This is a genomic window from Curtobacterium sp. VKM Ac-1395 (assembly GCF_015350975.1).
Lineage (GTDB): Bacteria > Actinomycetota > Actinomycetes > Actinomycetales > Microbacteriaceae > Curtobacterium.
Map to the genome: position 1 here is coordinate 526,696 of NZ_JADKRX010000003.1, position 25,621 is coordinate 552,316.

Consider the following 25,621-nt stretch of genomic DNA (forward strand, 5'->3'; position numbering starts at 1 on the left):
ACCACGCGGAAGGTCCCGCGTCAGCGGGGGATGACCGAGAACAGGAACTTGCGGCGGATCATCACCCAGACGAGCAGGATCAGCGCCGAGTGCACGGCGAAGCCGATCCAGCCGTTGCCCCAGTCGACACCCGGGATCGACGCGATCGCCAGCGCGAAGAACACCTGCCAGACGAACACGTAGAGGCTCGCCTGGCCGATCGGGATCCACAGCCAGCCGAGGACGGCGCTGATCGGCTTCCAGAACACGGTGAGCAGCGCGTAGGACACGATCGCGAAGAACGCGATGTCGACCAGGCGCCCCCACTGCAGGTCGACGCGCTGGTACGCCGTGTTGTAGAGCTGGTCGTACATCGACGCCGGGAACGGCACAGGCGTGAACCCGACCTGCGCGGCCGCCCAGACGTAGACCAGGAACGCCGCGTAGCCGACGACCCCGACGCCGATGAGCACCTTCCCGAGGCGGCCGGTCAGCGCGCCGACGACCTGCCGCCGGTAGTACCCGAGCACCAGACCGTGCGTGAAGACGATCTGCCAGGTGAGGAGCGGGAACACCGCCTCGAACTGGGAGTGCAGCGGCTGGAAGGACGGATTCAGGGCCTGGACCACGTACAGCGCCCAGCTGCCGGCGAGCACCGCCCACCAGAAGCCCCGGCGGATGACCCAGAGCAGCGGCGGGATGAACAGGCTCAGCACCACGAACAGGCCCATGATGTTGAACGGCCACGGGCCCATCTCGAGCAGCAGGAACTGCCGGATCGCGTACCAGGGCGGCGGGTACGCCAGGAGCTGCATGGCGTTCGGGTAGAGGTCGTAGACGCGCCCCTCGGCCCCGACGCCTCCGGTGCCGGTCCCCCGGTCGGTGAAGGTCGTGATCGCGTCCGTGTCCAGGAAGGGCACGAAGCTCAGCACGAACACCACCGCGATCACCACGAGCGTGACGAGGTACTGCTTCCGCGCGCGCTTCCACGCACCGACCGCCGCCGCCCACTCGCCGAACCGCTTGATCGCGAGCGGGTACGTCATGCCGAGGACCATGCCGGACAGGAACACGAACATCTCCGCGCCCGTGATCGCCCCGATCGCGTGCAGCGTGATGAACGAGTACGGGCCGCCGATCTCGATGTGGGTGATCACCACCGCGAGGATGATGAACCCGCGGAACAGGTCGAGGCGCAGGTCACGCCCGGGCTTGCCGTCGTCCGGGTAGCGCCAGCTCGGCAGGAGCCGGCCGACGAGACCGCTGAGCAGGAACGCCAGGGCCAGGCCCACCGCGACCCAGACGATCCAGGCCATCTGGTCGCCGCCGGTGTCGAGCTGCTGGTTCGTCGCGGCGGCGCCGTCCCGGTGCGTCACCTCCTCGGTGACGGGGCCGGTCACGAACCGGTCGGTGGCGAGGAGGTCGCGGCGGAAGGACTCCGCCACACCGCGGTCGGCCGTGTCGCGCCAGTCGGCCAGGCGGTTGCCGGCCTCGGGCTCGCGCCGGTTCGTCTCGACGAAGGTCACCGCGCGGACGTACGGACGGTCCTGCACCGCCGCGAACACCTGGTTCCACCACCCCTGCTTCACCGGGAGCTCGTCGGCGCCGCGCAGTGCGTGGTCGTACAGGGCACCGGTGTCGAGCAGCATCGGACGGTCGTGGCCGACGGCGAAGCGTTCGGAGAATGTCTGCGGCTGCTGCCGGTCGTAGCCCCAGCGCTCGTCGAAGCGGGCCGCGACCTCGCCGGCGGTGGGGACCTCGTTCGTCATCAGCGCGACGCCGCGCCCGGCGGCCTGGGTCGCTGCGCCCTTGCCGAAGGAGAACATCGACAGCCCGACCCAGTCCACGGCGGTGTCGCCCGGCCAGTACGGCCCGTAGGGGTCGTCCGCGGCGGTGAGCGCGCCGTCGCCGTTCGTGTCGAGGCGTTCGACGTCGGTGGCCGACAGGTCGCGGAGCCGTCCGGCCGACTCCCCGAACGGGTAACCGGCACCGTACGACGGCGACCAGACCATCGCCGCGTCGGACGACCCGGCGTGCACCGCCTCGGCGAGCCCCTGGAACGCCCGGACGTACTGCGTCGGCTGCTGACCCCACCGGACCCACGTTCCGTTCATCTGCGGCGCGAACCGCACGAGCAGCTGCGTGCCGTACTGCCGGTGGATGCGCTCGAACAGGGTGTTCGTGCGCCGGGCGTCGGCGGTGGTCAGGGACCCGAGGGCGACCCCGGGCTCGAGCCCGACGACGAGGGTCGCGCCCTGCGCCGCGGCTGCGCGGGTCGAGCGCAGCAGCAGGCGTTCGGCGGTGCGGTCGAGCGGGTACTGGATCTCCACGCCGTAGGTGGACGGGGTGGCACCGAGCCGTCCCTCGTAGCCGTCGGGGGCGTCTGCGCCCCAGTCGAGGTCCGGGCCGAACCACGCCTTCCCGCTCGGCGGAGCGATCGGGCCCGTCGCCGCCTGCGCGGGTGCGACGCCACCGAGCAGCAGCGTGCCGGCGGTGACGATGAGGGCGATCAGGCGGACGAGGTGTCCCCTCACCGCTCGCACACCAGGGTCCAGATGTTGTGGCCGTGCTCGTGCCGGTGCTCCAGCCGGTCGAGCGCCGCCAGCGCAAGCGCCAGTCCGCGCCCGCTCTCGGCCTCGGCGTCCGCCATCGTCACCGCGGCGAGGTCGATGTCGACGGGCAGCCCGTTGTCGCGGAGCACCGCCGTGAAGGTGTCGTCCGTGGCCTCGAGCTGCACGGTGTACCGCCGCCCCTCCTGCTGGTCGCGGCGCGCGGTGTGCTCGACGATGTTCGCCGCGATCTCGGCCAGCGCGGTCTCGAGCGCGAACCGGTGCGCGACGTCGTCGACGCCGAGGCCGTCCCACCAGGTGGCGAAGCGGTCCTGCACCGTGTCGAGGCTGGTCGGGACGGCGGGGACGTCGAACGTGGTCACAGGGGTCCTCCGGCGGTGCTCGACGTGTGGCCGGACTGCCCGGTGGGGGCCGGTCCGCGGTACAGCACCGCTCGGATGACGATGCTGAAGATGACGAGGTCGAAGACGACCCAGGCGGTGTTGACGAGCGGCGCGACCCCGGACGCCTGGCCCGTGAGGTACCGGACGCCGATCAGGAGCAGCGCGGCGACGAGCGACCCCATCGCGAACAGCTGCGGCCGGACCAGGTCCCACCGGGGCTTCATCGCGGTCTCGTCGCGGACCTTCGGGGTCACGCGGAACCCGAGGGGCTTGCCGCGGAACACGTTCTCGAACGCGCTGGTCACGCTCTCGATCCACACCGGGAACAGCGCGAGCGAGTACTGCTGCCCGCGCCAGGTCGGCCGACCCGCGGCGACGACCCAGAACAGCAGCTGGTTGAGCACCAGGAAGGGGATGAGCCGGGCGAAGAAGTCGACGCTGTAGGCCTGCACCGGGACGACGCCGAACGACAGGCACAGCACCGGCGCGGCGATGTACACGATCGCCGCGAAGCCGGACAGGTAGCTCCACATGGTCGAGAAGTACATGAGCCGCTGCCCGAACGACAGGCCCTTCTGCACCAGGGGGTTCTCGCGGAAGAACACCTGCATCGTGCCCTGCGCCCACCGGAGCCGCTGGACGAGCATCGTCGGCAGGTCCTCGGGCGCCAGGCCCTTCGCCAGGATCTCGTCGTGGTACGCCGACCGCCAGCCGAGTCCGTGCAGGCGCATCGCGGTCGCCATGTCCTCGGTCACGGAGATCGTCGCCAGCGGCATGATCGGCTGGGCCTCGTCGCCGCGGTTCACGTCGACGGCCCTGGCCAGCACGGAGATCGCCTCGATGGCCGCGACGGGTGAGGCGTTCCGCTGCCCGAGGACGTCGAGCGCGGCGTCGTCGAGCCCGGCGAAGGTGTCCGCGTCGGTCGACATCGCCGCGAGTTCCTGCAGGTCGTTCCGCACGGACTCGAGGTCGGCCGCGGCGAACCGGAACGCGATGGCGTCGATGCCGCGCTGGAACTCGTACGTGACGTCGCCGAGGGGCTCGTCCGCGGCCATCTGGTCGCGGGCACGGTCCACCACGGCCTCGGCGTCGTCGAGGGCGCCGAGGACGCGCGGGTCGGTCTCGTCCTCGCGGGCGCGGGAGAGCAGGCGGCGGGAGGTCACCAGCGTGCGGCGCACCGAGGTCTCGACCTCGTGCACGTAGCGGGAGATGCCGAGCTGCATCAGCGCCTCGCGCCGGAGGACCGCGTTCGACCCGCAGAAGAACGCGGCGTTCCAGCCGTCCTTCGACTGCTGGATGGGGCCGTAGAACAGCGGCGCCTGGCTGCCGAGCAGGTCGGCGTCCGGCACGTTCTCGAACCACTGCGGCGTCTGCACGAGCGCCATCCGCGGGTCCTTGAAGTACCCGAGCGTGCGGTCGAGGATCGCCGGGTCGGGCACCTGGTCGGCGTCGAGGATGAGCAGGAACTCCCCCTGCGTCGACAGCAGGGCGTTGTTGAGGTTCCCGGCCTTGGCGTGCCGTGGGCGGTCGACCCAGTCCTGCCCGCGGGTGACCACGCCGAGCCCGGCCTGCTCCGCCGCCGCACGCATGTCGGCGCGGTTGCCGTCGTCGAGGATCCACGTGCTGTGCGGGTACCGGATGGCCTTCGCCGCGAGCGCGGTGCGCATCACCAGGTCGACCGGTTCGTCGTAGGTGGTGATGAAGACGTCCACGGTGACGTCGGTCGTGGGCGGGGTCGGCGGTTCGCCCCGCTCGCGGAGCTTCCAGGCACCGAACGCGAAGAGCAGCGAGTCGATCACGCTGTACGTCTCGGCGAGGATCAGCGGCACCGCGATCCACCACGAGTGCCAGTTCACCGACGCCGCCCAGCGCCAGCCGACGTAGTTGATGCCCGCCAGCGAGGCCAGCACGGCGACCGTCCGCACCGTCACCAGTCGCCGACGCCCGGTGCTCCCACCGAGGCGCCGTCGGTCCTGCCTGCTGACGTCGAGCGCGGTCACCCTGAGGCTCCCGATCCGACGACGTCCGTCTTGCTCCGCTGCACCGTTGCTCCTGATCGCGCGGGGTGGTTGGTCCTCGCCGTCGGGTCTCGGCTCGGGTGTCCGGACCTGTCTACCTCAGGGGAGGCGCCGTTGTCACGCCCCCGATCGCGGAGAAGCCGATGTCAGCGGCGAGCCGTTCGACGAGCCGGTCGAAGTACTCGGCGTGGTCCGCGACGACTCCGACGGTGTGGCCGAAGAGCTCGAAGGACACCGCGCCGAACAGGGTCGTCCACGCCATGATCGTCCGCATGACGGCCTCGGCCGGGGCCTCGTCGGTGATCCCGCGCGACCGGACGTACGCGAGCGCCGGTGCGAGCACGTCCCCGACCGCGGCCGGCGCCGGCGCGACCGAGGGCGTCGGGACCGCACGGTCGGCCATCGCGTCGACCGCGATCCGGACCAGCACCTGCGTGACCCTGGTCGCCGGCTCGATCGTCTCCTGCGGCGCCGCGTACCCGGGAACGGGGCTGCCGTAGAGCAGCGCGAAGTCGCCCGGGTGCTCGAGGGACCAGGTCCGCACGGCCCGGCACGCGGCCATCCACCGCCCGCCGACGTCCGTGCGCTCGTGCCCGGCGTCCGCCCGTTCGACGGCCTCGCCGAGCTCGTCGTAGTCCTGCACGAGCAGCGCGGTGAGCAGGTCGTCGCGGCTCGGGAAGTACCGGTAGACCGCCGAGGAGACCATGCCGACGTCACGGGCCACCGCGCGGAGGCTCAGCTGCGCGGGCCCCTCCCCCGTCAGGCGCACCCGCGCCGCGTCGAGGATCCGGGAGCGGAGTGCCTGTCGGGCCAGTGCGCGTGCCGTCTCGACCATCCGCCCACCCTGGCACGCGAGAGCGGTGCCCACAAACGAGAGCACCGCTCTTGCGCGGGTACGCACGGCATGCGATGCTCGGCGGATCGAGAGCAGTGCTCTCGTTCACCCGAGGAGAGGAACCCCATGTCGGAGCACCACCTGGTCGTCGGCGCCGGCCCCGTCGGCCGCCACGTCGCCGCACTGCTCGTCGGCCGCGGCGACCGCGTCACGGTCGCCAGCCGCTCGGGTCGGGACACCGGGGTCGGAGGCGCGGCACACGTCGCGCTCGACGCCTCCGACGCCGACGCGCTCACCCGGGCAGCGGAGGGTGCGGCGGTCCTGTACAACTGCGCGAACCCGGGCGACTACGCGCAGTGGGCGGCGACCTGGCCGCCGCTGGCCGCCGCGCTGCTGACCGCGGCCGAACGGACGGGTGCCGTGTACGCCGTCACCGGGAACCTGTACCCGTACGGCCCCGTCGAGGGCCCGATGCACGAGGGCCTGCCGGACGCGGCGACGGATGCCAAGGGCGTCCTCCGTGCCCGGATGTGGCAGGACGCCCTCGACGCCCACCGCGCAGGGCGCGTCCGAGCCGTGGAGGTGCGTGCGTCCGACTACGTGGGCACCGGCACCGGGGTGAACGCCCACGTCACCCGCGTGCTGCCCGGGGCGCTCCGGGGGAAGGGCGCCTGGATGATCGGTCGGACCGACCTGCCGCACTCATTCACGGACGTGCTCGACGTCGCGAGGACACTCGTCCGAGCGGCGGGCGACGAGTCAGCGCACGGTCGGACGTGGAACGTGCCCTCGAACTCGCCGACCTCGCAGGCGCAGGCCCTGACCGACGTGCTGGCCGCGGCGGGGAGGCCACCGGTGCGGGTCCGCGGCCTGTCCATGCCTGCGATTCGTGCGCTCGGCGTCGTCACACCGGTGCTGCGGGAGATGGTGCCGCTGCTGTACCAGTGGACGGCCCCGTACGTGCTCGACGACTCCGCGGCCCGCGCGCACTTCGGCATCGAGCCGACACCGTGGGACGAGGTCTGCCGGCGGACCCTGGTGGGCGTCGCCTGACCGACGAACCGCCGGCACCACATCAGGAGGGCCCAGCACCGCGGTGCTGGGCCCTCCTGTTGTGCGCTGGTGTCGTCGGTCAGATGACGAGCAGGCGGCTGAACTGCGCGCTGGCGAGCTGCTGCGCAGCACCACCGGCGGCCGGCAGACGCCAGAGCCCGGGCGTCGGACCGCTGTCGACGTCGATGAACACGTCGCCGGCCTCGTCCGCAGCACCCACGTTGGTGCCGCGGTTGCCAGCGGTGACGCCGCTCACCGGCACGGTGGTCGTCGTGCCGTCAGCTGCGCGGACGACCGTCGTCGTGATCGAACGGTCCACGCCACAACCGGTCGGCGTGTACTCGGACGGCGTCGGGCACCAGGCTGCCGACTGCGCCAGGCGGAAGCCGGCGGAGTTGGTGGCGCCGTACTCGAACGCGAGCTTGGGCTCGGCCTTGGTCCACGTGGTCGCACCGGCCGGCAGGGCCTGCCAGATGTAGGCACCGGCAGCGCCCGGCGACAGCCAGTTCACGTACAGGCCGCCGCGTCCGTCGGCGATCATCGTGCGGACGTAGCCGAACGTCCCGGTCGTGCCGGAGCTCAGCGTGCGGGTGGTGGTCGTCCCCGCCGGGGTCCGGCTGGTGACGGAGGCCTTCGTGGTGTCACCGGTCCACGCGGAGACGGTGCCGTCACGGCCGACCGCCCACGTGATGCCGGTGCTCGGCAGGACCGTCACCGGGGTGCCACCGGTGACCGGCAGCTCCTTGACGGCGCCGGAGACCGAGTCCTGCCAGTACAGGTTGCCCGCGACGTCCGAACGGAGGTCGGCGGTCAGGTGCAGCCCCGTCGCGATCGTCTGGGGTGCGCGGCCACCGGCCGGGTACATCACGATCGACGTCAGGTCGGCCGAGGGCACGAACACGTCACCGCGGTCGTCGGCCGTGTAGCCGGCACCGTTCGCGGCGATGGTCGTGGCCGCGGTGGAGCCGTCGGTGCCGAAGCGCACGACGGCGCCGGACGCGTCGAGTGCGAAGAGCGACTGCGACTCCGTCTCCGCGGGAGTCCCCGTCGCCGTGTACCGGACCTTCACCGCCGGCCCCGTCGTCGACTTCGCACCGACGGCGCGGACGGCGAACGTGTAGGTCGTCCCGGCGTGCAGGGCGCCGAAGCGGTCCCAGCGCGCCGATGCGCCGAGCCGGTCGACACCGTTGTCGGGCTGCTCCTCGGCGGGCGTGACGGCCACGGTCCACCCGACGACCTTCGCACCGCTCCGCGGCAGCGACCACTGGACGGTGGCCTGGTCGGCGGCGCCGACGACCCGCACCGAGGTCGGCGCACCCGGCTTCGCTGCCGGTGCGGCCGTTGCCGGGAGCGCCCCGGTGACGACGAGCGCGGCTGCTGCCGCGACGGTGAGCACTGTCTTGAACACGATCATTCCCCTGTCCACGCGACTTCCCGTCGCGTCCCGGGGACATGCAAGCACCGGCCGACTTCCGGCGGAACGGGTGGCGGCCGAAGTGCGGGCCTCCGTGCGGAGTCCCGCAACGGTTCGGGCCCACAGACGGTCAGGACACACGGACGGACGGGGCACAGACGGACGGGAGGCCCGATTCCAGCTGGAACCGGGCCTCCCGTCAGAGCGATCTCGCGTCAGTAGCGCGACGTGCGCGCCGGGCGGTCGTCGTCGTCGCGGGGGCGACGCGAGCCGCCGCCGCGGCGGTCGGGCTGGATCTCGATGAGCCGGCCGCTGATGCGGGTGTCGCGGAGGCGCTCGATCACGTCACCGGGCATGTCCGACGGCAGTTCGACGATGGAGAAGTCGGGCTGGATGCGGATCGCGCCGAAGTCGTCGCGGCGCAGGCCGCCCTCGTTCGCGAGGGCACCGACGATCTGGCGCGGCTCGACGCGGTGCCGACGACCGACCTCGATGCGGTACGGCGTCATCGGGACCGAGCGACGACGACGGTCGCCGCCGTCCTCTTCTCGGCCCTTGCGCTCGTCGCGGCTCTTGCGCTGGTCGCGCTCGACCTGGCGGCGGAGGGCGTCCTCGGCCGGGTCGAGGAGCAGCGGGGTCTCCCCCTGCGCCACCACGGCGAGCGCCGCGGCGACGTCGGCCTCCGGGACGTCGTGGTGCTCGACGTAGTGGGCGATGATGTCGCGGAAGGCCTCGACCCGGCCGCGCTGCTCGAGCGCCGCGGTGATCGCGTCGTCGAAGCGGGTCAGGCGGGTGACGTTGACGTCCTCGACCGAAGGCAGCGTCATCTCGGTGAGCGGCTGACGGGTGGCCTTCTCGATCGCGGTGAGCAGGCGGCGCTCACGCGGGGTGACGAAGCTGATCGCGGCACCGCTGCGGCCGGCGCGGCCCGTGCGGCCGATGCGGTGGACGTAGGACTCGGTGTCGACGGGGATGTCGAAGTTCACGACGTGGGTGATGCGGTCGACGTCGAGGCCACGGGCGGCGACGTCCGTGGCGACCAGGATGTCGAGCTTGCCCGACTTGAGCTGGTTCACGGTGCGCTCGCGCTGCGCCTGGGCGACGTCACCGCTGATGGCGGCGGCGGCGTACCCGCGGGCACGGAGCTTCTCGGCCAGGGTCTCGGTCTCGCTCTTGGTGCGGACGAAGATGATCAGGCCCTCGAAGTCCTCGACCTCGAGGATGCGGGTGAGCGCGTCGACCTTCTGCGCGTACGACACGATGAGGTAGCGCTGCGAGGTGTTCGCGGACGTGGTCGTCTTGGCCTTGACGGTGATCTCGGCCGGGTCGTTGAGGTACTGCTTGGAGATGCGGCGGATCTGCGCGGGCATCGTCGCGGAGAACAGCGCGACCTGCTTGGTGTCCGGCGTCTCGGCGAGGATCGTCTCGACGTCCTCGGCGAAGCCCATCTTGAGCATCTCGTCGGCCTCGTCGAGCACCAGGTACTTCAGCTCGGACAGGTCGAGCGTGCCCTTGGCGATGTGGTCCATGATGCGACCGGGCGTGCCGACGACGACGTCCACGCCACGACGCAGTGCCGACAGCTGCACGCCGTAGGCCTGGCCGCCGTAGACGGGCAGCACGTGGACGCCCTTCATGTGGGACGCGTACTGCTCGAAGGCCTCGCACACCTGGAGCGCGAGCTCACGGGTCGGCGAGAGCACGAGCGCCTGGGGCAGCTTGCTGCCGGCGTCCATGCGGGACAGGACGGGCAGCGCGAAGGCCGCCGTCTTGCCGGTGCCGGTCTGGGCGAGCCCGACGACGTCACGCCCGGCGAGCAGGGTCGGGATGGTGGCGGCCTGGATCGCGGACGGGGTCTCGTACCCGATGTCCTTGACGGCCTTGAGGACGGGCTCGCTGAGCCCCAGGTCGGCGAACGTCACCACGGGCCCCTCGTCGATGGGTTCGGTGGTGCTGTTCGTTTCGGAGCTCATCCTGGTACGGTACCCGGCCGGACGCGGGTCTGCCGAACCGTCACGCCGTTCTGGGCACGGCGCGGCTCCGCAGACGACGGGTCGGCAGCCCCCGCAGCGTCTCCCCCGGGTACTCCCCGAACCGCTGCAGGTACGTGCCGGCGAAGCGTCCCATGTGCCGGAAGCCCCACTCGCGGGCGACGGTCGCGACCGTGACGGACCCCGGGTCGGCGAGCTGCAGTGCGATCCGGACGCGGTCCAGGCGCATGTGCTGCAGGTACGTCATCGGCGTGCTGTCCGTGTAGCGCAGGAACGCGCTCTGCAGCGTCCTGGCGCTGACCCCGGTCGCGCGGCACATGTCCGCGAGCGTGACCTGGTCGCCGCAGTGCTCCGCCAGGTACGCCTGCGCGAGCTCGACGGTGGTCCGTCCGGCGCCGAGCTCCCGCCGGTCCGAGCGACCGCCGTACGCGCGGACGACCCACTCGGCGAGCTGGACCTGCAGGGACAACCGCGCCTGGTGCGGGTCGACGTCACCGAAGGCCGCCGTGGCGACCGCTCCGAGGGCGGCGCGGAGCCCGGGCAGCGCCTCGGGCGACGGCTGCATCCGGAAGGTCGCCGTGCCGCTCCTGGTGCCGCCGCTCAGGACTGCCCCGACGGTCTCCATGAACCCGAGGTCGATGCGCACCAGGTGGTGCACGCCCGCCGGGACCACGACCGAGTACGGCCGGTCGACGGGGAACACGACGGGGATGCCGGGTTCCGTGACGACGCGGTCGGCGCCGGTGTCGATGCCGACGCCACCGCATGCGGTCCACCCGAGGGTCAGCCATCCACTGCCGTCGAGGTCACCGCGGCGGTCGGTGGTCACGGCGGAGTTGACGAGTTCGACGTTGAGGTCGCGGAGGGTTCGGAGCCGCCAGCGGAACGGTTCGCCACGGCCGAAGACGACGTCCTCGGCGCCGTACACGTCCTCGAGCAGGCGGACCGCGCCACGGCGGTCGGTGCCAGCGTGGTCCGACAGCCGTCTGGCGTCCAGGCGCTGTCCGAGCTGTGGCAGCTCGGACCGGAGGAACTCCGCCGGCGCGGTCGTGTCGTACGACACGGTCCCGGTCGACGCTGTCGTGGTCGTCGCCGTCGTGGTCGACGCCGTCGTGGCGGTCGCGGTCAGCACGACGGCTCCGTGCGCTGCTCACCGCACGCGTGCTCGAAGTAGGCGTGCGCCGCCTCGAGCGACCCGACGGACCGGTGCTCGTCGAGCGTCGCCATCAGCGTGCACTGGTACCCGCCGTCACGGTGCTCGACGAAGCCCAGCAGCATCGCCGGGTCGTCCTGTCCTGCGGCGCCGTCGACCACCCGCCAGCACGTGGCGTCGACCGGCTGCACGCGGACGTCCAGCGGGTCGGTCTGCACGAGCGCTCTGATCCGGTCCGCGTGCACCCGGTGGCGCCACGTGACCGTGTCCCCCGTGACCGTGTTCCCTGTCGGGGCCCCTGCCCCCGTGTTCCCTGTCATGTCTGCTCCAGGTCCCCAGTGGAGTCACCCGCTCCAGGCTGAGACACTTCGAGTATCGGCTGGCCGGTATGCGTACCGGCAGGGGTTGACAAGAAAGCGCGGAACCGTCAACATCGCGGTTCGTGATCCGGACAAGGTGACCGCGGGACGTCCCGGCGGCCAGACGTCTGGACCGCGGGCCGACCCGGCCCCCGTACGCTGACGACATGCCTGACGACGTCGCTCCAGGAGAGACCACGGGCACGACGGCCCGGCTCTCCCGGACCGTCCGCGACGCGCTGCACTGGCTCCACGACCACGCGCAGGAACGCATCGCCGTGCCGGACGTCGCCGCCGCCGTCAACATCTCGCCGCGCGGGCTCCAGAAGGCCTTCCACCGCGAGGTCGGCGTGAGCCCAGGGCAGTACCTCCGGGCGCTGCGGTTGGAGGGCGTCCGGCGCGACCTGCAGTCCGCCGACCCGGCCGATCAGCCCACCGTGGCCGAGGTGGCCCGGCGCTGGCACTTCAGCAACGCCGGGCGCATGGCCGCCGACTACCGCGCGGCATTCGGCAGCGCCCCGTCCGCTGCCCTCCGGTACTTCGAGCCGGACGACGAACCCGGTACCCGGATCCCGGCACTGGCCGACCCCGGCAGCGAGCGGCGCCGCTTCCGACTGGTGCTCGACGTCGAGATCGACGTCGAGGACCCCGACGCGACCCTGGCCAGCGCCCTGCACCGGGCCGAGCGCGAGATCGTCGCCTGGCAGGGCTACCGGCCCGACGGCGGGACCGAGGACCTGGTGGCGTTCGTCCTCAACGACGCCGTCCGCCGGGCACTGCACGACACCGACGGGCTGCGCCTCACCTCGATCAACCCGCTCCTGCGCCTGCCCGAGGCCGACGGGTCCTACGTGCCGGTCGAGCTGCCGGCCTGGGGTCCGACCGCGCCGCCACCGCCGCCGCCACGCCGGACGACCGCAGGCGGCTCGCGGGTACCATCGGACACCGATCAGGAGGACGCCGATGGATGACGCAGTGAAGCGCGCGTTCCGCGCCATCCGCTCGTTCGACGTCCCGGATGACGAACTCGGCGAGTCGATCCGACAGGCGGTGCCGCTCGGCAGTGTGTCGGTCTCCTCCTTCGGCGTGCTCGGGACGAACGAGACCGTCTCGGCGTCGGACGACACCGCGCTCCGCGTCGACGAGATCCAGCTCGACCTGACCGAGGGCCCGTGCTGGGCGGCCCTGAGCCGACGCAACCCGGTCCTCGAGGGCGACATCGTGCAGCACCCGAACAGCGACTGGCCCGCCTTCAACGAGGCTGCGCTCGAGGTGCCCGTCCGTGCCGTGTTCGCGTTCCCGATCGTCTTCGGTCCGTTCCCGCTCGGCGCCGTCGACCTGTACGCGTCCGAGCCGACCGACCTCGAGCACGAGCAGGTCGAGATCGCGGCCGCGCTCGCGACCGCGATGGGCCGCCGGGTGCTGCGGCGCGCGGTCCACACCGTCGAGGACGAGGACGCCCTCGTCGACCGCAACCCGTTCTCGCGCCGCGTCGTCCACCAGGCCACCGGTGTCGTCCTCGCCCAGCTCGACATCACCCCCGACGACGCCACGCTGCTGATCCAGGGCCACGCGTTCGCCCGGAAGACCTCGATGCGCCAGGTCGCCGAGGAGATCATCAGCGGTGCGGTGCGCTTCGAGCGACACGGCGGTCTGATCGAGGACGTCCGGTGACCGGCGCACCACGGGAGGCCCGGATCGTCGACACGTTCGCGACGCTCGCCGACACCCTCGTCGACTCCTACGACGTCGTCGAGCTCCTCCAGACCCTGGTCGAGACCTGCGCGGACGTGCTCGACGTGGACGCCGCCGGCATCATGCTCGCGAACGCCTGGGGCGAACTCGAGGTCATCGCGTCGACGTCGGAGACCAGTCGGCTCATCGAGGTCCTGCAGCTCGACGCCGAGGCCGGCCCCTGCATGACGACCTTCACCACCGGCCAGCCCGTCGCGTGCCCGGACATCGCAGACGCACCAGCCGCGTGGGCGGCCTTCAGCGCCGGGGCCCTGGCGCTCGGCGTCCGGTCGGCGCACGCCGTGCCGCTGCGCCTCCGCGCCACGGTCATCGGCACGCTCAACCTGTTCGGCACCGCACCCGGCACCCTCTCCGCCCCCGACCTGCGGATCGCCCGGGCCCTGGCAGACGTCGCGACGATCGGCATCCTGCACGAGCGGACCCTCCGCGAACACGAGGTCGTGCAGGCCCAGCTGCAGCGCGCCATCGGGTCCCGCGAGGTCATCGAGCAGGCCAAGGGCGTCGTCTCCCACGTCAGGAGCGTGTCCATCGAGGACGCCTTCGGCATCATCCGCGCCCATGCCGTCGCCAGCGGCGAGCGCCTGTCCGACGTCGCGCAGGCGATCGTGGACCGCACCCTGCGCCTCTGAGCCCCACCGGGCCCCGGACGGGTCCGGACGACGGACGGGAGGCCCGTGGCGGATCCACCACGGGCCTCCCGTCCGGTCTGTGGACCGGTCAGTCGAACGAGCGCCGTCCCGCGGCGGGCGTATCGTCGACCGGACCGCACCGCCGCGCCCCGGAAGGACCACCACCCGATGACCCTCACCACCGCCGTGGACACGTCCGCGCTCGACGCCGTGCTCACGTCCGACCAGGTCCTCCGCGACCCGGCGTCGCTCGAGCGGTACCGCCAGGACGACGCCGAGTGGGCCGTGTCCGAGCTGCCCCTCGTCGTCGTGCTCGCGCGGAGCACCGAGGACGTCGTCGCAACGGTGCGCTGGGCGGCGGCCAACGGTGTGCGGGTCGTGCCCCGCGGCGCCGGCACCGGGCTCTCCGGCGGTGCGAACGCGGTGGCGCACTGCGTGGTGCTGTCGCTCGAGCTGATGGACGCGGTGCTCGAGGTGGACGTCGACGAGCGGTACGCCGTCGTGCAGCCAGGGGTCATCAACGACGCCCTGCGTGCCCAGGTGGCCGAGGACGGCCTGTGGTACCCGCCGGACCCGGCGAGCTCGGCCATCTCGACGATCGGCGGCAACGTCGCGACGAACGCCGGCGGCATCTGCTGCGTCAAGTACGGCGTCACCCGGGACTACGTGCTCGGGCTGACGGTGGTGCTGGCGGACGGGTCGGTCGTCGACCTCGGCAGGCGCACCGCGAAGGGCGTCGCCGGGTACGACCTGACGGGGCTGATGGTCGGGTCCGAGGGCACGCTCGGCATCGTGACGTCGGTGACCGTGAAGCTGCTGCCCCTGGCCGGCCGGGACGAACGCGCCGTGATCGGGTACTTCCCCTCACTGAGTGCCGCGGGTGACGCCGTCGCCGCGGTCTCACGTGCGGGGATCGTGCCCGCCGCGCTGGAGATCGTCGACCGGACGTGTCTGCGTGCCGTGGACGACTGGATGCACCTCGGGCTGCCCTCGGACGTGGACACGCTGCTGCTCGCCCGCGTCGACGAACGCGGAGCCGCCGGGGACGCCATCGCCGACCAGGTCGCCGCGGTCTTCGCCGCCGCCGGTGGCACGGACGTCGAACGGGCCACCGACCCGACGGAGATCGACCGGCTGTTCCAGGCCCGCCGACTCGCCTACCCCGCACTGGAGCGACTGGGTCCCGTGCTGACCGAGGACATCTGCGTCCCGCGGAGCGCCGTCGCCGAGATGCTCCGCCGCATCCAGGCCACCGCTGCCGCGAACGACGTGACGATCGCCAACATCGCGCACGCCGGGGACGGCAACCTGCACCCGCTGATCATCGCGCCCGAGGGCGACACCGCCGCGAAGGCCCGTGCGAAGACGGCGTTCGACGCGATCGTGGCGGACTGCCTGGCGCTCGGCGGGACCGTCACGGGCGAGCACGGCGTCGGGCTGCTGAAGCTCCCCGGCCTCCGCGCGGAACTCGGCGAGCGTGTCCTGGCGATGCACCGGTCGGTCAAGGACGCCCTCGACCCGGCCGGCACGCTGAACCCCGGCAAGGCGTTCTGACGCGACGCCCCGCGGCGCACGCGGTGTGCGCAGCGGCCCTGGTGGTGCCCACCCGGCGGACGGGAGGCCCGGTGCGGGCCCGCCACGGGCCTCCAGTCCGTCCTCGGCCACCGCACCGGCTCGGCGGGTAGACCGGAGCCATGACACCGCGCTTCCCGGGACACCCGGCACCCACCCAGCCCGGCCCCGGCCAGGAGTCCGTCTGGGACTACCCGCGCCCACCGCGGGTCGAGCAGACGTCCGACCGGATCGTGGTGCGCCTCGGCGGCGCGGTGGTCGCCGACACGACCGCGGCGGTGCGCGTGCTGGAGACCAGCCACCCGCCGGTGTACTACCTGCCTGCCTCGGACTTCGCGCCGGGTGCGCTGACCAGGACGAGCGGCTCGAGCATGTGCGAGTTCAAGGGCCGCGCCGCCTACTACGACGTCCACGGTGGTGGCGAGACCGTCGAGCGGGCCGGATGGCACTACCCGACGCCCGAGCCGGGGTTCGGCGAGCTCGAGGGCCGCGTCGCGATCTACCCGTCCGCGATGGACTCGTGCGAGGTGGCCGGCGAGGGCGTGCAGGCGCAGGCCGGGGACTTCTACGGCGGCTGGATCACGTCGCGCGTGGTCGGGCCCTTCAAGGGCGAGCCGGGCACGCTCGGGTGGTGAGGCGGGACCGGCTCGAAGGTCCGGGGTCGCTCGGTCCGGGACTGCTCGGTCCAGGCCCGCTCAGCGCTGGTCGGTGACCGCTGCGGGGTCCGGTGCGTCCGTCGGCCGTGCCAGCTCACGGATGCGCCTGGCTGGCACGCCCGCGTAGACGCCGTGTGACTCGAGGTGGCCGGTGACCACGGCGCCGGCCGCGACGACGACGTCGTCGTCGATGCGCGAGCCCGGGAGGATCGTGGCACGTCCGCCGATCCACACCCGTTCGCCGATGGTCACCGCGCGTCCCTCCGCGGTGCGGCTCCAGCTGCCGTCCGAGCCGATGGCGTGATGGCTCGTCAGGATGAGCACCTGCATGCCGATGGCCGTGTGGTCGCCGATCGTCACCGGCGCGATGGCCTCGATGTCGACGCGGGTGTTGAAGTAGACGCCGCGACCGATGCGGAGGTTCCTGGCGCTGCCGTTCAGGGAGAACTGCGCGTTCGGTCCGGACTCCACCTGCGCGCCGGCGGCGTTGAGCAGGGCTCGTCGCGCAGCACGGGGCAGGAGCGGTGCACCGAGGACGGTCGTGAACAGCACGCTGCTGAGGCCGCCGACGACGTCCTCGCGCAGGCGGGACACGAAGGTCGAGCTGGCCGGGACGGGGACTGCAGCCATGGGGGTTCCGTTCCTCCGGGGCGGGCGGTGTTGCTCGCTCTCTGTGAAGACAAGCAGGGTCGCCTCTCGTGGACAATGCCCGGAGTCGGACGGTGCGGGGTTCCGCAACGACCTCCGCGTCAACTGTCGTCGAGCTGCGTCCGTCGTCAGCCGTCGTCAGCCGCGCAGTGTGGCGCTCGGGTACTCGCCGAAGCGCTCCGCGTAGGCGGCCGAGAACCGCCCGGCGTGCGCGAAGCCCCAGTGCCGCGCCACCTGTGCCACGTTCGTCCGGACGGGGTCGGCGTGCAGCAGTTCGGCGCGGATGCGGTCGAGCCGGACACCGCGCAGGTAGCTGTTCGGCGTGGTCCCGAGGTGCCGGCGGAACCCCTCCTGCAACGACCGCAGGCTGAGGCCGGCCAGGCGCGCGAGGTCCGACGTGGAGATCGGCAGGTGCGCGTTCTCGTGGACGTACTCCACGACGCTCCGGAGGTGCGCGTTCCGCGGCAGCAGCAGCGCCTCGGGCAGGGCGACGTGCTGCTGCGGGTACAGCTCGAGCAGCGACACCGCGGCCAGCCGCCCCATCTCCACCTGCAGCAGCGGCGACGCGGCGCGGTCCATCGTCGTCGCGGAGATCAGGTGCACCGTCTGCCGCCAGCGGCGCATCGCGGCGGCGTCGGGCTCGGCGGTGTGGTCGAAGCGGAACGCCGAGGTGTCGAGACCACGTTCGGCACCGATGTCCGTGACGAGCTGGCGGTTCACCTGGACCAGGCGCTGGTCGTAGTCCTCGAAGGCGAACCGGAAGGCCTCGTTCGGCCACATCTGCGGCACGCCCGGTTCGAGCTGGATCTCGCGGCGACCGAGGTCGAGCACACCGGTGCCGCGGGTGATCCACTGCACGACGTAGTCGTCGCCGTCCGGCATCTCCCCCGTCAGGCGGCCACCGAACTGGACGGCGCGGAGCGTCATGCTCGCGTCCCCGGCGGCTGCGTAGCGGTAGGAGAACGCTGTGGAGGTCTCCTCGGCGGACCAGGCGACCCCCGCGTACGCCGAGGCCAGTGTCGCCCGTGCGGTGGTGAGGTCGTGTCCGCGTTCGTCGACGCGGATCCGATCGGTCGTCTCGTCAGTCATCGTGCACCGCGGACCACCCTGACATCCGCTCTGCACCGAGCCGCCGGAGTTGTCCGGAAGTCGCGGTCGAGCGCCCTCAGGCTCCGTCGGCCAGGTCGTAGACGGACATCAGCATCGCCGCAGCTGTCCGGGCCGAGCGTGCGGGCTGGACGGTGCCGTGGATCGCCGCCTCGACCTGGGCGCCCTCGATGAGCAGGGTCATGGCGTCCGCGAGGTACGGCGGGAGCTCCGCCTCCGTGCAGAGACCGGCGACGAAGCCCTCCAGCTCGGCGAGGTGTTCCTCGGCCAGGCCGGCGACGGTCGGGTCGTTCCGGCCGAGTTCCCCGTAGCTGTTGATGAACGAGCAGCCGTGGTACCCGCCGTCGGCGAAGCAGGTCTCGAGGTAGGAGAAGACGGCGAGCACCCGGTCCCTCCGGTCGGCGAACTCGTCGACGAAGCGCCGGAGGCCTTCCGTCCAGTCCTGGTGCCGGTACTGCAGGGCGGCGACGACGAGGGAGTCCTTCGACGCGAACGCGCTGTCGAGCTCCGGACGGGTGAGCCCGGCGGACGCCGCGATCCGGTCGAGGGTGACGAACGCGATGCCCTCGGCGGTGAAGAGCGCGTCCGCGGACACGACGACTGCCCACTCCTCGGTGCTCCGGGCGGGTGGGTCGAGGATGAGCGGCTGGTGCAGCATGCCGGACCGGGGCCTACGCGGCGGCGAAGAAGTCGGCGTAGGCGGGCTCCCTGCCGTACGTCTGGGTCATCGGTTCGTGCAGGCGCGCTGCGACGATGGCGGCGAGCTCGTCCGGCGGCGTGAGGCCACGGCGGCGCCACTCGGTCGGGTGCTGGCGGAGGGCGGCGAGAGCCTGACGGTCGAGCATGTGCGTGTCCTGTCCTCGGTGCGACAGGACCGCGTCGGTCCTGGCAGGGTCGACGCTAGGGGTGCCGCACCCTGCCGAGCGAACCGGGCCAGCTGCATCCGCGAAAGGCGGACACCTGACCCCGCCAGCGCTCCGAGCACGCGCGCAAGCGGGACATGTCCGGTCTCCGCCCGGCGCAGCCCGTACCGGTCCCACGCCGTGGGATGCTGGGGGCATGTCGTCCCTGGACCCGACGCCGGTCCACATCGGGATCAGCCTGACCGACCCGGCCGCCGCGTCGGCAGCGATCAGTGCCATGTACGGCGGCACCGACCTCGCCGCGGTCCAGCTCGACGACACGTTCTCCTTCCGGTACACCGCCGAGGGCGACGACACGATGACCATGCGATCGTCGCGCCTCAGCGGGCGGCTGGCCGGGGACGTCCCGCCCGGCGACGACGTCGTCGTGCAGTGGCTCACGAGCGGCACCGGGACGTTCGACACGGGCAGTACCCCGCTGGAGCTGACGCCTGGCCTGCCCGTGCCGCTCCTGCCGCAGCGCACGTTCTCGTTCGACCTGTCCGACTACGACCAGCGTCTCGTGCACCTGGACCGCGGCCTGGTGGAACGGGTGGCCTCGGAGCGGGGCGGCGACGTCAGTGCCGGGCTCCGCTTCGACCTGCACACCGAACCGTCCCCTGCGGCGGTCCGCGCCTGGCACAACTCCGCCGCGCTCGTCAGCCACACGCTGCGCGACGCCGGATCGGGTGGCCTGCTCCACCGGGAGATGGCACGGCTGATGTCGGCGGCGCTGCTGGAGATGTACCCGCTGTCGCCGTTGCCCGACGCCGGCATCTCGCGGGTCCGGTCCGCCCACGTCCGTGCGGCCGTCGAGTACGTGCACGCGCACGCGCACCTGCCGATCACGACGACGTCGGTCGCCGAGGCCGTGGACGTCGGCCTGCGCGCCCTGCAGGAGGCCTTCCGCTCCGAGCTCGGCGTGACGCCGAACGAGTACGTCAGGAGCGTCCGGCTGGACCGGGCCCGCGACGAGCTCCTGCAGACGGACCCGACCACCTCGATGGTGCGCGACGTCGCCCGGCACTGGGGCTTCATGCACCTCGGTCGGTTCTCCCAGATGTACGCCAGTCGGTTCGGCGAGTACCCGAGGGACACCCTGGCGCGCTAGTCGACCTCGCGATCAGCGGTGGATGTCCGGTATCCGAGGATGACTGTCCCGCGGACGGGGGTGGTTCGCGCGAGCCGGACTTTCGCTTCGCTCGACGCTCGCCTGCACCGTACGGTCGTCACGCCGCACATCGCCGTGCATCGGTCCCCTGTTCCGGTGGTTCTTCGTCCCTAGCGGAGTTCCGGCCCGCGAGCGTCGCCCCTCGACCCGAACCGGGGGCGACGCTCGCAACACCTCCCGCGCTGCGCCGTCGAGCCCGCGGAAAAGTCGTTCCAAACCCTCTGGCCGAGGGCGCCGAATCACTGTCACGACCGGGAAACCACCCGGGGCGCTCACCAGCCAGACATCGCTGGTTCTCCACCCTCATCGAGGGTGTGTTCGGCGCGCACACAGCAGCCGCGCCGAGCGCGACACAGCAAAGGACACGAACACCATGCGCAAGATCACCAAGACCACGGTCTCCCTCGCCGCCGCTGGCGCGATCATCCTCACCGGTGCCGGGTTCGGCGTCTCCGCCGCGCAGGCCACCCCCACGATCCACACGGTCGCCTCGTCCTCCTCCAAGATCCCCGCCCCCGTCGCGTCGGTCCCCGAGGTCCTCGGCGGCGACACCTCCGTCGCCCTCGACAAGGGCTTCACCGACGCCCTCACCTCCCTGAAGCTCACCCCCGGCGTCTCCGGCACCGCGAAGCTCGCCGACGGCGCCGTGTCGTTCCCGATCACCGCCGGGTCGGTCACGTACTGGAGCCCGGACGGCAACTACCGCCCCTACGTGCAGGGCCTGCTGAACCACGACGACTCGGGTCTGACCCTGAAGGCCGGCGACACGACCGTCACGCTGGAGAACTTCGTCGTGAACCCCGGCTCCTCCAAGCTCTACGGCGACGTCCTCGTCAACGGTGAGGTCGCCGCCCCGAACGCGTACCTGTTCTCCCTCCACGGTGGGTCGCTGAAGGCCCTGCAGCTCGAGGGTGACAACGCGATCCTGACCGGCACCACCGTCCACGTCTCCGCCGACGCCGCGAAGCTGCTCAACAGCACCTTCAAGACCGACGCCGTCAAGGCCGGCCTGCTCGTCGGGACCGCCACGATCACCGCCCAGATCAAGTAACACCCCCGCGGGCCACCCCGCACCGCACCACACACGAGAACGCCGCCCCCTGCCGGGGCGGCGTTCTCTGCGTGTTCCCACGCGAGCCGACGTGGCGGAGGGAGGCCGAGCCTCCTGGCCGTCAGCCTTCGTCGTGGACGCGCAGCCAGACCGCGGAACCGCCCGCCAGGACGCCACCGGCGGCCGCGTCGGGGACGGACGCGACGAGCACCTCGCCGACGGGGAGGGGTACAGGGTCGGTCCCGAAGTTGCCGACGACGACGACCGCACCGCTGGACCACGTCAGGACGTCGTCCGGGGAGGGCAACCACGTCAGGGACCCGGACCCGAGACCGAGTGACCGCCGCGTCTCGAGCGCCCTGCGGTACATGGTGAGCGTCGAGTCGTCGTCGTCCCGCTGCAGGTCGGCGGCGTACGAGCCGAAGTCCGTCGGCTGCGGGAGCCAGGTGTCAGCCGAGGACGAGAACCCGAACGACGGACCGTCCGCGGTCCACGGCAGCGGGACACGGCAGCCGTCCCGACCCCGGACGCGGTGCCCGGACCGCTCCCAGATCGGGTCCTGGCGGACCGCGTCGGGCAGCGCCGTCGCCTCCGGCAGGCCCAGCTCCTCACCCTGGTACAGGTAGGCGGAGCCCGGCAGGCCGAGCATGAGCAGGGTCGCCGCGCGTGCGCGTCGGAGGCCGAGCGCCCGGTCCGGCTGCGGGTCGTCGGCACCGACGCCGGCCTCGAGCTCCACGGGACCGTCGTACCCGTAGCGACTGGCGTGGCGCATCACGTCGTGGCTCGACAGCACCCAGGTCGTCGGGGCGCCGACCGCGTCGTTGGCCCGGAGGCTGACGTCGACGTTCTCGCGCACCGCGGACGCGTCCCACGGCAGGGAGAGGTACGCGAAGTTGAACGCCTGGTGCATCTCGTCGGACCGGACGATGCGCGCAGCACGCTCCGGAGGGAGCCAGGCCTCGGCGCAGAGGATGCGCTGCCCGTCGTACTCGTCGAGGATCCGCCGCCACTCCCGGAAGACGTCGTGGATGCCCTCCTGGTCCCACATCGGGGGCATCACGCCCTCCACCGGCTCGACGACGCCGTGCGTCGTGTGCGGCCAGTCCGGCAGCCCCGGTGCCTTGACGATGGCATCGCAGACGTCGACGCGGAAGCCGTCGACGCCTCGGTCGAGCCAGAACCGCAGCGTCGTCGCGAACTCCGCGTGCACGCGCTCGTCGTCCCAGTTCCAGTCCGGTTGCTCGGGGGCGAACAGGTGGAGGTACCACTGGCCGGGCGTCCCGTCGGACTCCGTGACCCGAGTCCAGGCCGGTCCCTCGAACATCGAGGTCCAGTCGTTCGGCGGGAGCTCGCCGTCCACCCCACGACCGTCCCGGAAGTGGAACATGCCGCGCTCGGGGCTGCCGGGACCGGCTGCGAGTGCCGCGACGAAGCGCTCGTGCCGGTCCGAGCAGTGGTTCGGGACCAGGTCGACGATCACGCGGAGCTGCAGCTCGTGTGCCCGGTCGATGAGGGCGTCGGCATCGGCGAGCGTGCCGTACATCGGGTCGACTGCGCGGTAGTCGGCGACGTCGTAGCCACCGTCGGCCTGCGGGGACGGGTAGAACGGCGACAACCAGACGGCATCCGCGCCGAGTTCGGCCACGTGGTCGAGTCGTCCCGTGATCCCCCGGAGGTCCCCGGTGCCGTCACCGTCCGCGTCCGCGAAGGACCGCGGGTAGACCTGGTAGATGACGGCGGTGCGCCACCAGTCGTGTTCCTCGCTGTGGATCATGCCCTGGGGACCTCTCGTGCGTAGAGCTCGGGACGGCGGTCCGCGAGCCAGTCGTTGTGCGGGCTCGTCGACTTGTCGCGGGCGAGCCCCGGGAAGACGTCGGCAGTGACGGACTCCGGTCCCCCGTGCCCGACGGTCTCCGCGGCGACCCAGCCGAACTGGTCGACGATGACACTGGCTTCGTTCCAGTCCTGGCCCCGCTCGGTGCCGGCGCGGTCGCAGCAGGCGATGAACACCCCGTTCGCCCGTGCCGCCGCCTGCGCCGCGATGACCTCGGCGACGCGGTCCCGTTCGGGGTGCGCACCGACCGGCCAGTTCGTCGGCACCGCGATCAGGTCGGCACCGGCCGACGCCAGGGCTCGCGGCATCTCCGGGAACTCCATGTCGTAGCAGACCAGGAGCCCGATCCGGCCGTGGACGGTCTCGACCACCGGAGGCAGGTCGTCGCCGGGGGCGAACACGAGCGTCTCGCGGTCCCAGAGGTGGGTCTTCCGGTAGACCGCGCGGACGCCGGACCCATCGACGAGTGCCACGCTGTTGCCGAGGGCCCCGGTCCCGTCGTCCTCGGCTTCGCAGAACCCGAGGACGACGACGGAGTCGGTGCCGGCGAGCAGCGCGGCCACGCGGTCGAACAGCGGGTCGGCCGCCGTGATCGCGACGGCGGCGGCCTCGGCGGCACCGCGGAACACGTACCCGCTCGTGACGAGCTCCGGCAGGACGAGCACGTCGACGTCGTCCTCGAGCGCCCGTTCGACAGCCGTGACGACCAGCTCGCTGTTGCCGACGAGGTCTCCCAGCACCGGCGCGAGCTGGTCGCACCGGATCCGCGCGACGCCGGTCACTTCACCGCCCCCTCGGTCAGACCCGTGATCAAGCGCCGCTGCAGGAGGACGTACGCGAGCACGATCGGGAGCGCCACGAGCACCGCGGCCGCAGCGGTCACGTCGGGTTGTGCGCCGTGCTGCGCCCCCGAGAAGAACGACAGGGACAGCGGAGCGGTCTGCACGGCCTCGTTCTGCGGCACGAGCACCAGCGCGAGCAGGAACTCGTTCCAGGTGAACAGGAACAGGATCGTCGCCAGGGTCGCCACGGCGGGCATCGCGACGGGCATCAGCACGCTGCTGAGGATCCGGAACCGGGACGCCCCGTCGATGCGCGCGGCTTCGAGGAGCTCGCCGGGCACGGACGCGAAGAACGACCGCATCCAGAACACCCCGAGCGGCACCGAGAGCCCGACCTGCGGCAGGATCAGCGCGCCGTAGGTGTCCACGAGACCCCAGCCCGCCAGCATCTGGTAGAGCGGCAGCACCGTGACCTCGTACGGCAGGACGAGGCCCACGAGGAGGAGCACCAGGATGAGCCGTCCACCGGGGACCCGCATGTGTGCGAGCGCGTAGCCGGCCAGGCACGCGATCGCCGCGGTCACGACCACGACGGTGATCGCGACGATCGCGCTGGAGACCAGCGCCGAGGCGAACCCGCCCTGCGTCCACGCCTCGGCGTAGTTGCCGAAGCCGACCCCGGTGCCGTCGGCGCCGTTCCCGCCGAGTGACGTCACGATCACGGACGCGAGGGGGAAGGCGGCGATGAGCGCCGCGACCACCAGGACTGCGTGGGTGAGCGTGGTCTCGCTGCGTGCGACCTTCACGAGGACAGCTCCTTCCGCTGTGTGCGTTCGGGCCGTTCCCGGAGCGCGAGCTGCACGATGCCGACGACCATCAGGATGAGGACGGTCAGGACGACGGCGAGCGCCGACGCCTGTCCGAGTGCCCGGTTCTGGAACGCGTCCTGGTAGACGAACACGCTCGGGACCGTCGTCGACGTGCCGGGACCCCCGCGCGTGGTGTTCCAGATCAGGTCGAAGTTCCGGAGCGCGAACGTGATGGTCAGGATGAGCGCGATCGAGATCTGCGGGCGCAGCGCCGGCAGTGTGACCGCGGTGAACTCCCGGAAGGCGCCCGCACCGTCGAGCCGTGCCGCCTCGTAGAGGGAGCGGTCGATGGTGGCGATCCCGGCGAGGAACAGCACCATGCACAGGCCGTACTCGACCCAGGTGCCGATGATGCCGATGGACGGCAGCGCGGTCCCGAAGTCCCCGAGCCAGCTGTGGGCCAGACCGCCGAGGCCGATCGCTCGGAGCACGTCGTTCAGCGGGCCGTCATCGGCGAGGATCCCGCGCCAGGCCACGGCGACGACGACGCTCGACAGGATCTGCGGCAGGAACAGCACGGCGCGGAAGACGGTGAGCCCGTGGATCCGGATGCGCGACATCAGGCCCGCGAGCAGCAGGCCGATGAGGACCGGCAGCGCGGCGTAGAACACGAGCAGGACCAGGGAGTGCCCGAGCGCCTGCCGGAGGTCCGGGTCGGAGAACACCGCGGCGTAGTTCGACCAGCCAGCCGGGGTGGCCACGCTGATGCCGTCCCAGTCGTAGAACGAGATGCGGACCGACTGGATGATCGGGACCACCACGAACACGACGAAGAACGCGAGCGCCGGTGCGACGTAGAGCAGGGAGCTCCAGCTCGGGCGCGAGGCCGCCGGGCGGCGCCGACGTGGCGCCGTCCGACGGGGGTCCTGCTCGATCAGCGTGGCCGCCAT

Annotated in this window: 24 protein-coding genes; 8 read left to right on the top strand and 16 right to left on the bottom strand. The window is 72.0% G+C overall.

Translation table 11 applies throughout. The annotated features are described in order from the left end of the window. Positions 1–20 precede the first annotated feature (20 nt). From opgC to ITJ68_RS11110, 4 genes are all read right to left on the bottom strand, one after another. Positions 21–2,513, bottom strand: coding sequence for an OpgC domain-containing protein (gene opgC, locus ITJ68_RS19570; RefSeq protein ID WP_194661293.1), 2,493 nt, complete (start codon positions 2,511–2,513; stop codon positions 21–23). Next, positions 2,510–2,911: an ATP-binding protein gene (locus ITJ68_RS11100; RefSeq protein WP_194661294.1), complete on the bottom strand. Its 402-nt coding sequence runs from the start codon at positions 2,909–2,911 to the stop codon at positions 2,510–2,512. The genes opgC and ITJ68_RS11100 overlap by 4 nt, the downstream gene beginning before the upstream one ends. Then, positions 2,908–4,932: a glycosyltransferase family 2 protein gene (locus ITJ68_RS11105; protein WP_194661295.1), complete on the bottom strand. Its 2,025-nt coding sequence runs from the start codon at positions 4,930–4,932 to the stop codon at positions 2,908–2,910. The genes ITJ68_RS11100 and ITJ68_RS11105 overlap by 4 nt, the downstream gene beginning before the upstream one ends. 112 nt (positions 4,933–5,044) lie before the next feature. After that, a complete protein-coding gene (locus ITJ68_RS11110) occupies positions 5,045–5,785 on the bottom strand; it encodes a TetR/AcrR family transcriptional regulator (protein ID WP_194661296.1) in 741 nt (246 codons plus the stop codon). Positions 5,786–5,911: 126 nt separating this feature from the next. Between ITJ68_RS11110 and ITJ68_RS11115 the strand changes: the two genes are divergently transcribed. Continuing rightward, entirely contained in the window at positions 5,912–6,838 is a 927-nt protein-coding gene (locus tag ITJ68_RS11115; protein ID WP_194661297.1) for an NAD-dependent epimerase/dehydratase family protein, read from the top strand. A 79-nt stretch (positions 6,839–6,917) separates the two neighbouring features. On the opposite strand, the gene ITJ68_RS11120 is transcribed toward ITJ68_RS11115, so the two are convergent. The 4 genes from ITJ68_RS11120 to ITJ68_RS11135 all read right to left on the bottom strand — a co-directional run bounded on the left by ITJ68_RS11120 (position 6,918) and on the right by ITJ68_RS11135 (position 11,716). Then, positions 6,918–8,246, bottom strand: a complete 1,329-nt coding sequence (locus ITJ68_RS11120; protein ID WP_194661298.1) for a fibronectin type III domain-containing protein — start codon at positions 8,244–8,246, stop codon at positions 6,918–6,920. Positions 8,247–8,467: 221 nt separating this feature from the next. After that, on the bottom strand, positions 8,468–10,225 hold the full coding sequence (locus ITJ68_RS11125; RefSeq protein ID WP_194661299.1) for a DEAD/DEAH box helicase: 1,758 nt from the start codon (positions 10,223–10,225) through the stop codon (positions 8,468–8,470). 40 nt (positions 10,226–10,265) lie between these two features. Continuing rightward, a complete protein-coding gene (locus ITJ68_RS11130) occupies positions 10,266–11,375 on the bottom strand; it encodes an AraC family transcriptional regulator (protein WP_194661300.1) in 1,110 nt (369 codons plus the stop codon). Beyond that, entirely contained in the window at positions 11,369–11,716 is a 348-nt protein-coding gene (locus ITJ68_RS11135; protein WP_194661301.1) for a hypothetical protein, read from the bottom strand. Before ITJ68_RS11135 ends, ITJ68_RS11130 begins: the two co-directional genes overlap by 7 nt. A 206-nt stretch (positions 11,717–11,922) precedes the next feature. Here ITJ68_RS11135 and ITJ68_RS11140 point away from each other — a divergent pair, with 206 nt between their 5' ends. The 5 genes from ITJ68_RS11140 (at position 11,923) to ITJ68_RS11160 (ending at position 16,346) form a co-directional block, all read left to right on the top strand. Next, positions 11,923–12,726, top strand: coding sequence for a helix-turn-helix transcriptional regulator (locus ITJ68_RS11140; RefSeq protein ID WP_194661302.1), 804 nt, complete (start codon positions 11,923–11,925; stop codon positions 12,724–12,726). Then, positions 12,719–13,429, top strand: coding sequence for a GAF and ANTAR domain-containing protein (locus tag ITJ68_RS11145; RefSeq protein ID WP_194661303.1), 711 nt, complete (start codon positions 12,719–12,721; stop codon positions 13,427–13,429). The genes ITJ68_RS11140 and ITJ68_RS11145 overlap by 8 nt, the downstream gene beginning before the upstream one ends. Further along, positions 13,426–14,139, top strand: a complete 714-nt coding sequence (locus ITJ68_RS11150) for a GAF and ANTAR domain-containing protein (RefSeq protein WP_194661304.1) — start codon at positions 13,426–13,428, stop codon at positions 14,137–14,139. The genes ITJ68_RS11145 and ITJ68_RS11150 overlap by 4 nt, the downstream gene beginning before the upstream one ends. A 168-nt stretch (positions 14,140–14,307) precedes the next feature. Next, entirely contained in the window at positions 14,308–15,693 is a 1,386-nt protein-coding gene (locus ITJ68_RS11155; RefSeq protein WP_194661305.1) for an FAD-binding oxidoreductase, read from the top strand. A gap of 140 nt (positions 15,694–15,833) precedes the next feature. Then, positions 15,834–16,346 (top strand): DUF427 domain-containing protein, encoded by a 513-nt coding sequence (locus ITJ68_RS11160; protein WP_194661306.1) that lies wholly within the window; start codon positions 15,834–15,836, stop codon positions 16,344–16,346. A gap of 60 nt (positions 16,347–16,406) precedes the next feature. Here ITJ68_RS11160 and ITJ68_RS11165 read toward each other — a convergent pair whose 3' ends face one another. From ITJ68_RS11165 to ITJ68_RS11180, 4 genes are all read right to left on the bottom strand, one after another. Next, positions 16,407–16,997, bottom strand: coding sequence for an acyltransferase (locus ITJ68_RS11165; protein WP_194661307.1), 591 nt, complete (start codon positions 16,995–16,997; stop codon positions 16,407–16,409). A 156-nt stretch (positions 16,998–17,153) separates the two neighbouring features. After that, a complete protein-coding gene (locus ITJ68_RS11170) occupies positions 17,154–18,104 on the bottom strand; it encodes a helix-turn-helix transcriptional regulator (protein WP_194661308.1) in 951 nt (316 codons plus the stop codon). A 76-nt stretch (positions 18,105–18,180) separates the two neighbouring features. Further along, a complete protein-coding gene (locus tag ITJ68_RS11175; protein WP_194661309.1) occupies positions 18,181–18,780 on the bottom strand; it encodes a TetR/AcrR family transcriptional regulator in 600 nt (199 codons plus the stop codon). A gap of 13 nt (positions 18,781–18,793) precedes the next feature. Then, entirely contained in the window at positions 18,794–18,967 is a 174-nt protein-coding gene (locus ITJ68_RS11180) for a hypothetical protein (RefSeq protein WP_194661310.1), read from the bottom strand. Between the two features lie 214 nt (positions 18,968–19,181). Between ITJ68_RS11180 and ITJ68_RS11185 the strand changes: the two genes are divergently transcribed. Both ITJ68_RS11185 and ITJ68_RS11190 read left to right on the top strand, forming a co-directional pair. Then, a complete protein-coding gene (locus tag ITJ68_RS11185) occupies positions 19,182–20,135 on the top strand; it encodes a helix-turn-helix transcriptional regulator (RefSeq protein WP_194661311.1) in 954 nt (317 codons plus the stop codon). Positions 20,136–20,568: 433 nt separating this feature from the next. Then, the gene (locus tag ITJ68_RS11190) at positions 20,569–21,246 is read left to right on the top strand and encodes a hypothetical protein (protein WP_194661312.1); all 678 of its coding nucleotides are present in this window, start codon (positions 20,569–20,571) and stop codon (positions 21,244–21,246) included. Between the two features lie 121 nt (positions 21,247–21,367). Here the strand turns inward: ITJ68_RS11190 and ITJ68_RS11195 are convergent, their stop codons facing one another. The 4 genes from ITJ68_RS11195 to ITJ68_RS11210 are packed head-to-tail and all read right to left on the bottom strand — an operon-like array spanning position 21,368 to position 25,621. After that, positions 21,368–23,020, bottom strand: a complete 1,653-nt coding sequence (locus tag ITJ68_RS11195) for a glycoside hydrolase family 13 protein (protein WP_194661313.1) — start codon at positions 23,018–23,020, stop codon at positions 21,368–21,370. Continuing rightward, positions 23,017–23,862: a nitrilase-related carbon-nitrogen hydrolase gene (locus ITJ68_RS11200; protein ID WP_194661314.1), complete on the bottom strand. Its 846-nt coding sequence runs from the start codon at positions 23,860–23,862 to the stop codon at positions 23,017–23,019. The genes ITJ68_RS11195 and ITJ68_RS11200 overlap by 4 nt, the downstream gene beginning before the upstream one ends. Continuing rightward, positions 23,859–24,668: a carbohydrate ABC transporter permease gene (locus ITJ68_RS11205; protein WP_194661315.1), complete on the bottom strand. Its 810-nt coding sequence runs from the start codon at positions 24,666–24,668 to the stop codon at positions 23,859–23,861. Before ITJ68_RS11205 ends, ITJ68_RS11200 begins: the two co-directional genes overlap by 4 nt. Beyond that, complete coding sequence (locus ITJ68_RS11210; RefSeq protein WP_194661316.1) at positions 24,665–25,621, bottom strand: carbohydrate ABC transporter permease; 957 nt, start codon at positions 25,619–25,621, stop codon at positions 24,665–24,667. The genes ITJ68_RS11205 and ITJ68_RS11210 overlap by 4 nt, the downstream gene beginning before the upstream one ends.

Excerpts from the sequence above, each read along its gene's own strand:
- ITJ68_RS11110 (WP_194661296.1), bottom strand. The coding sequence starts at position 5,785 with ATGGTCGAGACGGCACGCGCACTGGCCCGACAGGCACTCCGCTCCCGG.
- ITJ68_RS11115 (WP_194661297.1), top strand. The coding sequence starts at position 5,912 with ATGTCGGAGCACCACCTGGTCGTCGGCGCCGGCCCCGTCGGCCGCCAC.
- ITJ68_RS11125 (WP_194661299.1), bottom strand. The coding sequence starts at position 10,225 with ATGAGCTCCGAAACGAACAGCACCACCGAACCCATCGACGAGGGGCCC.
- ITJ68_RS11135 (WP_194661301.1), bottom strand. The coding sequence starts at position 11,716 with ATGACAGGGAACACGGGGGCAGGGGCCCCGACAGGGAACACGGTCACG.
- ITJ68_RS11140 (WP_194661302.1), top strand. The coding sequence starts at position 11,923 with ATGCCTGACGACGTCGCTCCAGGAGAGACCACGGGCACGACGGCCCGG.
- ITJ68_RS11145 (WP_194661303.1), top strand. The coding sequence starts at position 12,719 with ATGGATGACGCAGTGAAGCGCGCGTTCCGCGCCATCCGCTCGTTCGAC.
- ITJ68_RS11155 (WP_194661305.1), top strand. The coding sequence starts at position 14,308 with ATGACCCTCACCACCGCCGTGGACACGTCCGCGCTCGACGCCGTGCTC.
- ITJ68_RS11160 (WP_194661306.1), top strand. The coding sequence starts at position 15,834 with ATGACACCGCGCTTCCCGGGACACCCGGCACCCACCCAGCCCGGCCCC.
- ITJ68_RS11165 (WP_194661307.1), bottom strand. The coding sequence starts at position 16,997 with ATGGCTGCAGTCCCCGTCCCGGCCAGCTCGACCTTCGTGTCCCGCCTG.
- ITJ68_RS11170 (WP_194661308.1), bottom strand. The coding sequence starts at position 18,104 with ATGACTGACGAGACGACCGATCGGATCCGCGTCGACGAACGCGGACAC.
- ITJ68_RS11175 (WP_194661309.1), bottom strand. The coding sequence starts at position 18,780 with ATGCTGCACCAGCCGCTCATCCTCGACCCACCCGCCCGGAGCACCGAG.
- ITJ68_RS11180 (WP_194661310.1), bottom strand. The coding sequence starts at position 18,967 with ATGCTCGACCGTCAGGCTCTCGCCGCCCTCCGCCAGCACCCGACCGAG.
- ITJ68_RS11185 (WP_194661311.1), top strand. The coding sequence starts at position 19,182 with ATGTCGTCCCTGGACCCGACGCCGGTCCACATCGGGATCAGCCTGACC.
- ITJ68_RS11190 (WP_194661312.1), top strand. The coding sequence starts at position 20,569 with ATGCGCAAGATCACCAAGACCACGGTCTCCCTCGCCGCCGCTGGCGCG.
- ITJ68_RS11195 (WP_194661313.1), bottom strand. The coding sequence starts at position 23,020 with ATGATCCACAGCGAGGAACACGACTGGTGGCGCACCGCCGTCATCTAC.
- ITJ68_RS11210 (WP_194661316.1), bottom strand. The coding sequence starts at position 25,621 with ATGGCGGCCACGCTGATCGAGCAGGACCCCCGTCGGACGGCGCCACGT.